The sequence below is a fragment of the Sphingobium sp. Ant17 genome, assembly GCF_000588875.1.
In the GTDB taxonomy this organism is placed as follows: Bacteria; Pseudomonadota; Alphaproteobacteria; order Sphingomonadales; family Sphingomonadaceae; genus Sphingobium.
In genome coordinates this window covers 21,016-32,740 of the sequence record NZ_JEMV01000029.1, presented here as the reverse complement: position 1 = coordinate 32,740, position 11,725 = coordinate 21,016, and the positions used below count along the sequence as shown (strand labels likewise).

At 63.5% G+C, this 11,725-nt stretch carries 11 protein-coding genes and 1 pseudogene; 6 read left to right on the top strand and 6 right to left on the bottom strand.

Annotation, left to right across the window (positions count from 1 at the left end):
- Positions 1-4 precede the first annotated feature (4 nt).
- From BF95_RS13940 to BF95_RS13930, 3 genes are all read right to left on the bottom strand, one after another.
- Positions 5-1,189 (bottom strand): efflux RND transporter periplasmic adaptor subunit, encoded by a 1,185-nt coding sequence (locus tag BF95_RS13940; protein ID WP_081764161.1) that lies wholly within the window; start codon positions 1,187-1,189, stop codon positions 5-7.
- 83 nt (positions 1,190-1,272) lie between these two features.
- Positions 1,273-1,668, bottom strand: coding sequence for a hypothetical protein (locus BF95_RS13935; protein ID WP_043152013.1), 396 nt, complete (start codon positions 1,666-1,668; stop codon positions 1,273-1,275).
- 363 nt (positions 1,669-2,031) lie between these two features.
- Positions 2,032-2,640 carry a TetR/AcrR family transcriptional regulator gene (locus BF95_RS13930; RefSeq protein ID WP_051520024.1) on the bottom strand — a complete coding sequence of 203 codons (609 nt, stop codon included), beginning with the start codon at positions 2,638-2,640 and terminating at the stop codon, positions 2,032-2,034.
- A 114-nt stretch (positions 2,641-2,754) separates the two neighbouring features.
- Between BF95_RS13930 and yaaA the strand changes: the two genes are divergently transcribed.
- The 6 genes from yaaA to BF95_RS13905 all read left to right on the top strand — a co-directional run bounded on the left by yaaA (position 2,755) and on the right by BF95_RS13905 (position 8,732).
- Entirely contained in the window at positions 2,755-3,507 is a 753-nt protein-coding gene (gene yaaA / locus BF95_RS13925) for a peroxide stress protein YaaA (RefSeq protein ID WP_043152012.1), read from the top strand.
- Positions 3,504-4,214: an SDR family NAD(P)-dependent oxidoreductase gene (locus BF95_RS13920; RefSeq protein ID WP_043152010.1), complete on the top strand. Its 711-nt coding sequence runs from the start codon at positions 3,504-3,506 to the stop codon at positions 4,212-4,214. Before yaaA ends, BF95_RS13920 begins: the two co-directional genes overlap by 4 nt.
- 311 nt (positions 4,215-4,525) lie before the next feature.
- Positions 4,526-5,062, top strand: coding sequence for a hypothetical protein (locus BF95_RS29260; protein ID WP_235209755.1), 537 nt, complete (start codon positions 4,526-4,528; stop codon positions 5,060-5,062).
- Positions 5,063-5,100: 38 nt separating this feature from the next.
- A complete protein-coding gene (locus tag BF95_RS13915; RefSeq protein ID WP_235209754.1) occupies positions 5,101-6,246 on the top strand; it encodes an ABC transporter ATP-binding protein in 1,146 nt (381 codons plus the stop codon).
- Positions 6,230-7,300: an efflux RND transporter periplasmic adaptor subunit gene (locus BF95_RS13910; protein ID WP_043152032.1), complete on the top strand. Its 1,071-nt coding sequence runs from the start codon at positions 6,230-6,232 to the stop codon at positions 7,298-7,300. Before BF95_RS13915 ends, BF95_RS13910 begins: the two co-directional genes overlap by 17 nt.
- Positions 7,290-8,732 carry a TolC family protein gene (locus BF95_RS13905; RefSeq protein WP_152542729.1) on the top strand — a complete coding sequence of 481 codons (1,443 nt, stop codon included), beginning with the start codon at positions 7,290-7,292 and terminating at the stop codon, positions 8,730-8,732. Before BF95_RS13910 ends, BF95_RS13905 begins: the two co-directional genes overlap by 11 nt.
- Positions 8,733-8,736: 4 nt before the next feature.
- Here BF95_RS13905 and BF95_RS13900 read toward each other — a convergent pair whose 3' ends face one another.
- From BF95_RS13900 to BF95_RS31075, 3 genes and pseudogenes are all read right to left on the bottom strand, one after another.
- Entirely contained in the window at positions 8,737-9,738 is a 1,002-nt protein-coding gene (locus BF95_RS13900; protein ID WP_235209753.1) for a sensor histidine kinase, read from the bottom strand.
- An 89-nt stretch (positions 9,739-9,827) separates the two neighbouring features.
- A pseudogene (locus BF95_RS31080) lies at positions 9,828-10,990 on the bottom strand (ATP-binding protein); the annotation flags it as partial.
- Entirely contained in the window at positions 10,903-11,604 is a 702-nt protein-coding gene (locus BF95_RS31075; RefSeq protein ID WP_443018368.1) for a PAS domain-containing protein, read from the bottom strand. The pseudogene BF95_RS31080 and the gene BF95_RS31075, both read right to left, overlap by 88 nt.
- Between the last annotated feature and the right edge of the window lie 121 nt (positions 11,605-11,725).

Genomic DNA, 11,725 nt, shown 5'->3' with positions numbered 1-11,725 from the left:
GGGTTTAGCGCGCAAAGGTCGCCTGGGCAGCCGCGGGTGCGGCGGCCGGATCGACGGGCGTCACTGGCGTCGGCTGCGGCTTGATGGGTGCGGCGCGTACCGCGACCTTGGTGCCGGGCATCGCCGCCTGGACATTGCCGACGATGACGCGGTCCTGCGGCGTCAGGCCGGACCGGATGATCCGCAGGCCATCCACCACAGGGCCGAGTTCGACCGGCTTTACGGCGACGCTGTCATCCTTGCCCACGACCATCACGGTCTTGCGCGCCTGATCGGACTGGATTGCCGCGTCGGGCACCAGCAAGGCACGGGTCGTGCCGCCGCTGGCAAGCCGCATATTGCCGAACAGGCCGGGGGCGAGGAACATGCCCGGATTGGCAAAGGTCGCGCGGACCCGGATCGTGCCCGAACGCGGGTCGAGGCCGTTGTCGGTGAAGTCCAACTTCCCCTTCCACTTATAGTCGGTTTCATCCTGCAGGCGGACTTCGACGGCGGTCGCGCCATCGCCATCCGCCCGGTCACGCTGTGCCTTGAGGAACAGCGCCTCGGATGCGTCGAAGGTGAAGTAGATCGGATCGAGCGCATTGATCGTCGTCAGCAAAGTCGCGCTGGCGCCGTCGCCACCGGCCACCAGATTGCCGATGTCGATGCGCCGGTCGGACACGCGGCCGCCGATCGGGGCGCGGACCTGGGTAAATTCCATGTCGAGCGAACGCTGGCGGGCGCGCGCCTCAGCAGCGGCCAGTGCGGCCTGTGCGGACTGAAGACGGGCGCGCAGGGCGTCGACTTCGCTCGCGGAAATCGCTTCGTCGCCGGTCAGCCGCTGGACACGGGCATAGTCCGAACGGGCGAGCGCCAAGGTGCTACGGGCGGCGGCTACATTGGCTTGCGCTTCGGCCAGCGCGGCGCGGAACGGACGTTGGTCGATCGTGAAGAGCAACTGGCCCTTGCGCACGATATCCCCGTCGCGGAAGTGAATCGCCGTGACGGCGCCCGCCACGCGCGGCCGTATTTCGACTGTCTGGCTGGGAGCGAAGCGGCCGACATATTCGTCCCACTGCGTCACTTCGCGCGCGAGCGGCGCAGAGATACCGACGGTGGCGATCGGCGTGGCGGCGGCCTGCGCGTCGGGTTGGTCCAGCCATTTCCAGGCTGCACCGGCGACGAGAACCAGCGCGATCGTGGCCATCGCGCCGCTGCGCCGGGACAGGCGCCGCTACTTGGGCGGCGAAACGTCGCTGGCCGTGTCGGCATGGATGGGGGCGAGCATGTTCATGGGCGAACCTTTCGTCCACGGGCGCTGCGGCCCGCGCTGATGGTGGCGAGCAGCAGTTCGAGCTGGTCGGCGGTGAAACCGGCCTCCTGCGCATCGGCAAGGGCGGAAGGGGTGACGGCATAGCCGCGATGCCAGGCCTCGACCGACAGGCGACGCAGCGCCTCCAGCCGTTCGCTGGCCAGCACGGGGCTTGGGCGCGGGCCGAAAATGAGGGCGCTCCATTTGTCCCAGCTGCCGGGCAGGCGCAGGGTGGAGAGCCGGTCGGATTGGGCCAGTGCCACGACCTGCCATTCCAGCGGGTCGAGCGCGGCTGGTTCGGCCGTGTCCGTATTCGACAGGCATGCGGATAGGGGCGCTCCAGCCATGGGCTGGGCGAAATCTATAAAAGCCATGTGTTACGTCCTCCCTGGACGGCACCAGTGATGAAAAGAGCGCAGCCGATCGCACCGACCGGACGCCAATCGAGCGTCCGGCAGATGAGCAAGGGCTGAAACCCACACGCATGCGCGTGGGGCTTTTGAATTGGATTATCGGTGGGGGTACGGTGCCCTATTGGGCTACCGCTATAAGTCGGTCAGGGACCGCCTCTGATGATGGGACAGCGCATAATTCCCTCCCTGAAGCCTGTCGGCTCAGTGGTTCATTTCATACTTAGCGGTATATAATGGCATGTTGCGCCGCGTCAATCGGAATAACATACCGATCGGTAATTATTTATCACGGGTGAATGAAACAGGCTGTCGGGGATGGATGCCTTACCGGCCCGGCCACATGGCAAGGGTGGTTTGCACCAGCCTTTCCAGCGTTTCGCGCGATGCGCCGCCGGAAGCCTGAACCGCCATGCCCTGCATCAAGGTTGAAAGATAACAGGATAATGCATCCGGCTCGACGCCATCTGGCAGGTCGCCTTCTTCCTTGGCTTGCACGAAACGCGCGAGCAAGGCGGCGTTCGACGAAGCGCGACGCTTGAGGACTTCATCGCGGATGCAGTCCGCTTCGGTTACGCCGGCGACCGTGCTGATGACACCCAGGCAGCCCTGCGGCTCGGTATCGCTACATTGCATGGCGAGCGAACCGCGCAGCAGCCGCTCGGCCACGCCGCGCGCCGTAGGGGCTTCCAGCGCCGTCTTCACATAGCAGAGCTTCTCGGTCTCATAGAGGTCGAGCGCTTGCCGGAACAGGCCTTCCTTATTGCCGAAACAGGCATAGAGGCTGGGACGGGTGATCCCCATCGCCTCGGTCAGTTCCGAGATCGACGCCCCTTCATAGCCGCGCCGCCAGAAGACCTGCAGCGCGGCGGCCAAGGCCTGCGCCGGGTCAAATTCACGCGGGCGACCGCGAGACGTGGTTGCAACCTGTTCCATACCGATCGGTATATAGTGTGGCGAAGCGCAAAGGTCCAGAGAACGGCCTGCTTTGCGCAAGACGGGCGCGCAGTGGTTTGACGCATGCGGCAGCGGACGCTACCGCCGCCAACGATGATCGCCCTTCTCTCCCCCGCCAAGACGCTCGATTTCGAGCGCGCGCTCCCGCCGATCGAGGCGTCAATGCCGCATTTTGCCGAGGAAGCGCAAAGCCTCGCGCGGTCGGCCGCCAATCTGACGCAAAAGCGGCTGTCGGAACTGATGCATATCTCCCCGCGCCTCGCCAAACTCAATGCCGACCGTTTCCGCGACTTCGCCGATCTGCCGGAACGACCGGCGCTGTTCGCCTTTGCGGGCGACGTCTATACCGGCTTTGACGTGGACACGCTGGATGAGGTGGGTGTTGCCTTCGCGCAGGATCATCTGCGCCTGTTGTCGGGTCTCTATGGCCTGCTGCGCCCGCTCGACGCGATCCGGCCCTATCGGCTGGAAATGGGCACGCGCTGGGCACCGCGTCACAAATCGCTGACCGACTGGTGGGGCGATCGTATCGCGCAATTGCTGCTGACCCAGCTTGCCGAGGAAGGATCGGGCGTCATCCTCAACCTTGCCAGCCAGGAATATTTTGCGGCGGTGAAGGACAAGCTGCCGGGTGTGCGGGTGATCGAGGTCGATTTTCGCGAACCCGGTCCCAATGGCCCCCGGTTCATCAGTTTCAATGCGAAGCGGGCGCGCGGCATGATGGCGCGCTGGTTGTGCGAACATCATGTCACGGACGTAGATGCGATGCGCGGCTTCGACAGCGACGGCTATCGCTTCGACGCCGATGAGAGCGACGCCGATCGCTGGCGCTTTACCCGGTCATGAGCGGGGGCGGCAAAAGCGCAGCCGTCATCATCGGCGCGTCGGGCGGCATCGGCGGCGCGCTGGAAGCCGCGCTGATCGATGAAGGCCTGTTCGATGTCGTGCATGGGTTCGCGCGATCCCGGCATGGCGACTATCATCTGGACCTGGGCGATGAGGCCAGCATCGCGGCGGCGGCCGCGCATGTCGCCCAAGGCCCTGCGCCCAGCCTCGTCATCGTCGCGACCGGCCTGCTCCATCGGGGCGACCAGCAGCCCGAAAAGGCGCTGTCCGATCTCGACCCGGACTGGCTGGCGCAGCTTTATGCCGTCAACGCCATCGGCCCGACGATCGTGGCGAAACATTTCCTGCCGATCATGCCGAAGGTCGGGCGCACCGTTTTTGCCGCCCTGTCGGCGCGGGTGGGATCGATCAGCGATAATCGCCTCGGCGGGTGGCACGGCTATCGCGCATCGAAAGCCGCGCTCAACATGCTGGTGCGCAACCTTGCGATCGAGGAGCGCCGCCGCAATGATCGCGCAATCGTCGTCACCTTGCACCCCGGTACGGTCGACACCGCATCGTCGCGCCCGTTCCAGGGCAATGTTCCCAAAGGCCAGCTCTCCGATCCAGAGCGCGCCGCATTGCAATTGCTGGACGTTATCGAAGGGTTGAAGGTGCCCGACAGTGGAAATCTGTTCGATTTTCAGGGCGAAGAAGTGCCGTTCTGACAGCGAGGACTATTGCTGTATAGTAAACCGATGTTTCGGCAGGATCATTCCATCGTAATTTTCGCAACTAGCGATTTGATCCGAGACGGAGCCCCGCTAGTTAGTTGCCAAGCGCTCAGCGTGGTGGGCCGGATCGCATCCTCCCACCACGACGAGGCAGGATGACAAAGATACGAATCGTCATTAGGAGCGGAGCACAGCCATCCACGGTATCGCCATGGATGGTTTTATTGTGCTCGCAGTCAGTGTGCGGAGCCGTTCGGCGTCATCGGACTTTTGGATAACAGCGTTACGCGGTGGGACATTCGAATATGGCGGCTCCGGTCGATGTGCGATTGCGCGACTTCTTCGCTTGGGCAGGACCGATCATCGGTCCTGACAAAGCCTTCATCAGACTGACGCTCGTTTATGGCGTCGGCATTGGCCTGTTGTCGCTGGCAACGCCGATATCGGTGCAGATGCTGATCAATTCGGTCGCGAATACGGCGCTGCCCGCTCCCTTGTTCACGCTCGCGGCGATCCTGTTCGGATTGCTGATGATATCAGCGATGCTCGGTGCCCTGCGCATGCATCTGATGGAAATGTTCCGTCGCCGGTTTTTCGCCCGGCTGGTAGCGGACATCACGTTGCGCGCGGTCTATGCGCAAAATCCCTTTTTCCAGGACGAACGACGCGGCGACCTGTTCAATCGCTTTTTCGAATTGATGACGGTCCAAAAAGCGATCCCGTCCCTGCTGATCGGCGGATTCTCCATCCTCCTCCAGGCGAGTGTCGGTTTTGTGGTGACGGCATTCTATCACCCTTCTTCCTGGCGTTCAACGTCGGCTTCATCTTTGCGGTCTGGCTGATCTGGCGCTTATGGTATCGCGGCGCGATGCGGACGTCCGTGGCGCTTAGCTATCGGAAATATGAGGCCGCCCATTGGCTCGAAAGCGTGGGCGGATCGAACGGCTATTATAAATCGAGCCGCCATCTCCATTTCGCCATGGACCGATCGGAGGAGGCGACCGCAGCCTATGTGAAAGAGCATAAGGCGCATTTCCGCTATGCCTTTCCGCAGAGCGTCGCGCTGCTGATCCTCTATGCGGCGGCCAGTGCCGGACTGCTGGCTTTGGGTGGCTGGCTGGTCATTCAGGGGCAATTGTCGATCGGCCAGTTGGTCGCGGCCGAACTGATCCTGTCGAGCATCTTCTATGGAGCCGCGCAGTTGGGGCCGTATCTTGATGGCTTTTACGACCTTGTCGCCGGGGTCGAGGAACTCTCGTTGATCCTTGCCATTCCGCAGGAACAGGTGCCCGAACTCAAGCCGGGTGCGGCGAGGCCAGCCCATGGCGCGCTCGTGCTGCATTCCGTCCGCGCGCCGATCGGCCGGGACGAGGCGGAAATCGACATCGTCATTCCCGGTGGCAGCCGCCTGATCGGTGCGGCCGATCCCGATATGGACCGCCTGCTGGCAACGCTGTTGAAACGGCATATCAGGCCGACCAGTGGCATCATCACCTTGGGTGGCGCGGACATAACCTCGCTCGATATGTATCAACTTCGCAGCGACGTGATCGTCCTTAATCGTCCGACGATCGTGGAAAGTTCGATCCGCGATTATCTCTCCCTCTCGCGGGCTCAGGACGACTCCGCAGGCATTATGGATGCGCTGCGCGCGGTGGGCCTCGACACACGGATCGCGTCTCTCCCCGATGGCATGGATACGCGCCTTTCCTCGACGGGCTGGCCTTTGGCGCTGGTCGAAATCATGCAGTTGAAGCTGGCGAGCGCCCTGCTCGCCCAGCCACGTATCCTCGTCTTGTCCGCCCTTTACGACATGGTGCCGGTCGATCATCTCGAAGCTGCCTTCGCCATGCTGAAAGGCAAACCGGTGACCATTCTCTATTTCTCCAGCCGCCCGCACGACATCACGCTGGACGGCTGGCTGTGGCTGGGCCGCAAGGAACAACGGCTGGTCGGCGACCGAGACAGTTTGGATGCGCTGCGCAATGGCGCTGGCAAGGAGGCTGGCGATGCCGTTTCGCGCTAATCACCTCTCCCACTTCAAAACCCTGGCAAGCATCCGCCCGCCGCGCGTGACCCGCGTGCTGGCGTGGATGCTGATGGTTACGATTGTTGGCTGCATCCTATTCATGATCTTCGTGCCCTGGGTGCAGACCGCGCCGGGAACCGGTGCCGTCATCGCGCTCGATCCGCGCGACCGGGTGCAGAATATCACCGCGCTCGTGCCCGGCCGGATCGAACAATGGTATGTCACCGACGGCAGTTTGGTGAAGCGCGGCGATCCGATCGCGCGGATCAGCGACAATGATCCCAATCTGCTCGACCGCCTGCGCGCGGAACGGGCGCAGGCCGATGTCGAAATCGTTGCGGCCCAGCAAGCGATGCGCGTCGCGCAACTGGATGTCGCGCGCATGGAAACCCTGTATCGCGAAGGACTGGCGCCCCGGCGCGACTATGAACTCGCGCAGATCAAGGTCAGCGACTATGCCGCGAAGGTCGCACAGGCCAAAGCGGACCTCACCCGCGTGGACGTCAGCCTCAATCGCCAGTCGGTGCAGACGATCCGCGCGCCGCGCGACGGGCGCGTTTTGCGGATCCAGGGCGGCGATAATGCGACCATGGTCAGCGCCGGCGACATCGTCGCTACCTTTGCCCCCGAAGAGTCCCAGCGTGTCGTCGAACTCTATGTCGATGGCCGCGACGTGCCGCTGATCCACCTTGGCCGTCGGGTTCGGCTGGAATTTGAAGGCTGGCCCGCCATCCAGTTCAGCGGTTGGCCCTCCGTCGCGCAGGGCATGTTCGATGGCAAGGTGCGCGCCATCGACGTGTCGGCATCAGCCAATGGCCTGTTCCGCGTGATCATCGAACCCGCTGCGGACCGGCCGCCATGGCCGCAGGAACCCTATGTCCGCTTGGGTGCCAAGGTGCGCGGCTGGGTATTGATGGATACCGTCAGTATCGGCTTTGAACTGTGGCGTCAGCTCAACGACTTCCCGCTGCAGTTCCAGCGGCCCGGCAATGTGCCTGACGCTTCGGCGACGAATGCGACCGACGCCAATGCCAATGCCAATGCCAAGTAAGCGTCTGTTCGCCCTTGTCGTGCTGATGGCGTCGGCTGCGCCTGCCTTCGCGCAGGATATCGCACCGTTGCCCACGCGCGCCGTCGTCGCGCCGCAGTCCGGCCCGCTGCGCTTGGAGGATGTGCTGGCGTCCTCGCGGCAGCACGCGCCGCAGGTGCTCGAAGCGCTGGCGCGTGTGCGCGGCGCGCAGGGCAAGCGCCTGTCGGCCGAAGGCGCATTCGACACGGTCTTCTCGGCCGCCGCCGACACCCGCCTGACCGGCTATTATGATAGCCGCTATGCCGAATCGAAGCTGACGCAACCGCTCGAACAATGGGGTGGCAATGTCTATGGTGGCTATCGCATATCCGACGGACGCTTCCCCATTTATGAGGACAAAAGCTACACCAACCAGTTCGGCGAGATAAAGGCAGGCGTCGTGCTGGCGCTGCTGCGCGACCGGGCCATCGACGATCGGCGGTTCAACCGGACGCAGGCTGAAGCCGACATCGCGCTGGCCGATGCCGATCGTCTGTTCATTGCGATCGGCGTGCAGCGGCGGGCGCTGGACGCCTATAATCAATGGGTTGTCGCGGGCGAGCGGCTGGACATCGTGCGCAACCTGCTGGCGCTGGCGCAGGATCGGCAAAAGGGTCTGGACCGACAGGTCACGCTGGGGCTGCGTCCGCGCATCATCCTGACCGAAAACCAGCAGAATATCCTGCGGCGGCAGACATTGGTGGTGCAGGCGGAACAAGCGCTCGCGATTGCCGCCAACAACCTGTCCCTCTATTGGCGCGACGTCGATGGGCGACCCGTCATACCGTCGCCTGCGCAACTGCCGTCCGACCTGCCCGAACCCCTGCCCCTGCCGGTGGATCCCAAATCGGCGCTGTCGATGCGGCCGGACCTGCGCACGATCGACGTGCGGATGCAGGTGGCGCGCGATCGGCTTGCGCTGGACCAGAATGCGCTGCTGCCGCGCCTCGACCTCAACGCCGAAGCGTCGCGCGACATCGGGCCGATCGGCGAAGGTGGTCGGTCGCGCGACGGCACGGATACGCGTATAGGACTGACCTTCACCGTGCCGCTCCAGCGGCGCGCGGCGCAGGGCCGCATCCTCCAGACCCAGGCGGAAATCGAGGCGGCGATGCTGCGCGGCCAGGGGCTGAGAGAACAGATCATCGCGGAAATCGACACGATCGGCGTCGCCGTCGATGCGACCGAGCGGCTATTGGTGCTGGCGGGCGATGAACAGGCGCGTGCGCAGGACATGGCGCAGGCCGAACGCCGCCGGTTCGAAATGGGCGCGAGCGACTTTTTCCTGGTCAATATCCGCGAGGAAGCGGCCGCCGACGCGGCATTACGCAAACTGGATGCGGCCTATCGCCAGTTGATCGCCCATGCCGACCTGGCCGCCGCCAGCGCGGACACCGACGCATTGGGATTATAATCCGTCAGGTCGTTAGCCGCGCCCGATTGACGCGCAGGGTGACGATCAGGCCGGATTGCGGCCATTCATAATCGATGGTGCCGCCCAAATTTCCGCTCACGCTGCGCTGGACCAATTTGCTGCCAAAGCCGCCTTCGCCATCCGGCTCACGCACTTCGGGTCCGCCATGTTCCAGCCAGGTCAGGATGACATCCTCGCCTTCGTTCATGCTGGAAACGTCCAGCGTGCCGGACTGAGAGGACAAGGCCCCATATTTCATCGAATTGGTGGCCAGTTCGTGAAGAACGAGGGCCAGTCCCGTCGCGGCATTTTCGCCGACGCCCATCCGCTCGACGGCCACCCGGATGCGGCCCTTGAACGCGCCCATATCATCATAGGGGGCCAGCAGGACGGACAGAAGATCGCCCAGCAGTGCGGCATCCCCCTGTCCATTGGGTAGCGGCCGCACCAGATCATGGGCACGGCCGAGCGCTGTCAACCGCTCGGTCAGTTCGCGCGCCATATCCTCCGTGCTGGCGGCGGCGCGCGACGAAATGGCGGTCAGGCCGGACGCTATGGCGAGAAGATTCTTGACCCGGTGGCTCATTTCGCCAGCCAGCAGTTCATGCCCCTCTTCGGCCTGCTTGCGGCCGGTCACGTCCAGGAAGATGCCGAACATCGTCCGCCCGACGATGCCGTCATCCTCCCCCTGCCCGCGCGCGGCGATCCACCGCACTTCGTCGCCAATCAATATGCGGAAATCTATCTCATAGGAGCCAAGAATCGCGCGTGTCGCGTTGAAGGCGGAGCGGACCCGGTCCCGGTCTGCAGGATGGATGCGCGCCGACAGCTTTTCGAACGTCACCTTTTCGCCCTGCGGTACCCCCCATAAATTGAAGCCCAGATCGTCCATCGTGAAGGCGTCGGTGTCGACATTCCAGGCCCACAGAGCGACCCCGGCGGCAATATTGGCACGACGCAACTGTTCGGGTTGCCATTCATGCGCCTTGGGTATCTCTTGAACCAATTACATTCCCCGATCACTCTACGCGCCTGCACCCCTACCACAGCGAAAATGCAGCGGGGAAATAATCCCATAAGATGCAGGTTTAACGATCAGGGTTGCAGTGGGTGAATGCGTTCGAGCCGGTCGGCCAGTTCCGCGTTGCGGAATGGTTTGGTGAGGCGCGGCAGATCGGGCGCGATCCCCTCCGCCTCGGCATAGCCCGACACGATCAGCACGGGTATTTCGGGTAGGCGGGTCCGTAGGCTGCGCGCCAGTTCCTCCCCATTCATGCCCGGCATCAGATGGTCGGTCACCAATATGGCGGGCACCACGCCGCCTTCGATCAGTTGCAAGGCTTCTTCGGCCGATCCGGCTTCGACCACGTCATAACCCAGATCATTCAGCATGTCGCAGTGCTCATCCGCACCAGATCCTCGTCATCGACCAGCAACGCCGTGCCGCGCGCCATCGGCGCACGGGGCAGCATCAGCACCTTGTCGTCGTCCCCGACCATATCCGGGCTGATCGGCAACCACAGATCGACCGTGGTCCCCTTGCCGAGCGCACTCCTGATGGTCAGCCCGCCACCCAGTTGCGCCGCCAGGCCATGCGCCATGGACAGGCCAAGGCCGGTGCCCTTGCCTATGCCCTTGGTCGAGAAGAAGGGTTCGATCGCCCGCGCCTGCGTTGCTTCGTCCATGCCGACGCCTGTGTCCGCAACCGACAGCCGGATATAATGGCCCAGACGCAGACCGGCGGGATGTTGGCCCCGCACGCTGGTACAGCTCGCCGAAATCGTCAGATCGCCGCCAGCAGGCATGGCATCGCGGGCGTTCACGCTAAGGTTCAGGATCGCCATCTCCAACTGGTTCGCATCGGCTTTGGCAGGCGGCAGACTGTCGGCGATGGCGATCCGCAGATAGATTTTCGGGCCGATCGTGCTGCTCACCAGCCCGGCCATACCTTCGACCAGATCATCAAGCGCAACCGCCCTTGGCTGCAGCGGTTGCCGCCTAGCAAAGGCCAGCAGCCGCTGTACCAGCGTCTTGGCGCGCTCGGCCGACTGCAGCGCGCCGTCGATCAGGCGCCGTTCCCGATCATTGCCAAGGCCCCGGCGCATCAAAAGGTCGAGCGACCCGATGATCGGCGTGAGCAGATTATTGAAGTCGTGGGCGACGCCACCCGTCAACTGGCCCATGGATTCCAGCTTTTGCGACTGACGCAAGGCCTCCTGCGTTTGCAGCAGTTCGTTTTCGCGCGCTTGTCGTCGCTCAGGTCACGGCCGATCGCAATAAAATTCATACCGTCTGGTTCGGGCGATACGGTCCAGCCGATCGGCGTCCAGGCCCCCTCCATGGTCGCGATCCGGTTTTGAAAGCGCGTTGGATGGCCCGTCTTATTCATGGCCTCGATGGCGTCGAGCGTCACGCCCACATCATCGGGATGCATGAAATCGACATAGGGCGTAGCCAGCAGATGCGCCTCGGGCCAGCCCAGCACACGGGTCCAGGCTGGATTGACAGCCGCCATGCGCCCTGCGAAATCGGCGCGGGCCAGCATATCTTCGGACAGTACCCATAGCCGGTTGCGCTCCGATGCTTCGGCTTCGCGCCGGGCGCGTTCCGCCAAAATCTGTTCGGTCGTTTCAACGCAGGCGCAGAACAAGCCGATGACCGCGCCGGCCGCATCGCGCACCGGCGTGTAGGAAAAGGCGAAATGCGCTTCCCTTGGCCGACCCGGACGATCGAGCATGAGTTCGATATCGTCCATATGAACGGGTTCACCCGCTGACACCTTGGCGAAGAGCGGCGCAATGTTGCTGCGAATCTCAGGCCAAACGTCGAGAAAGGGGCGTCCAAGCGCAGCCGGATGCCGGTCGGCCAGCATCGGCGCATAGCGATCATTGTAGAGCAGAATATGATCATCGCCCCAGCCGATGAACATCGGTTGATCGGCCGACAGCATGAGCGCGACCAGCGTCTTCAAAGGCTGGGGCCAGCTTTGGGGC

Coding starts and splice junctions, on each gene's coding strand:
- BF95_RS29260 (WP_235209755.1), top strand. CDS start 4,526: ATGGCGGCTCCGGTCGATGTGCGATTGCGCGACTTCTTCGCTTGGGCA.
- BF95_RS13910 (WP_043152032.1), top strand. CDS start 6,230: ATGCCGTTTCGCGCTAATCACCTCTCCCACTTCAAAACCCTGGCAAGC.
- BF95_RS13940 (WP_081764161.1), bottom strand. CDS start 1,189: ATGGCCACGATCGCGCTGGTTCTCGTCGCCGGTGCAGCCTGGAAATGG.
- BF95_RS13935 (WP_043152013.1), bottom strand. CDS start 1,668: ATGGCTTTTATAGATTTCGCCCAGCCCATGGCTGGAGCGCCCCTATCC.
- BF95_RS31075 (WP_443018368.1), bottom strand. CDS start 11,604: ATGCTGGCCGACCGGCATCCGGCTGCGCTTGGACGCCCCTTTCTCGAC.
- yaaA (WP_043152012.1), top strand. CDS start 2,755: ATGATCGCCCTTCTCTCCCCCGCCAAGACGCTCGATTTCGAGCGCGCG.
- BF95_RS13905 (WP_152542729.1), top strand. CDS start 7,290: ATGCCAAGTAAGCGTCTGTTCGCCCTTGTCGTGCTGATGGCGTCGGCT.
- BF95_RS13930 (WP_051520024.1), bottom strand. CDS start 2,640: ATGGAACAGGTTGCAACCACGTCTCGCGGTCGCCCGCGTGAATTTGAC.
- BF95_RS13920 (WP_043152010.1), top strand. CDS start 3,504: ATGAGCGGGGGCGGCAAAAGCGCAGCCGTCATCATCGGCGCGTCGGGC.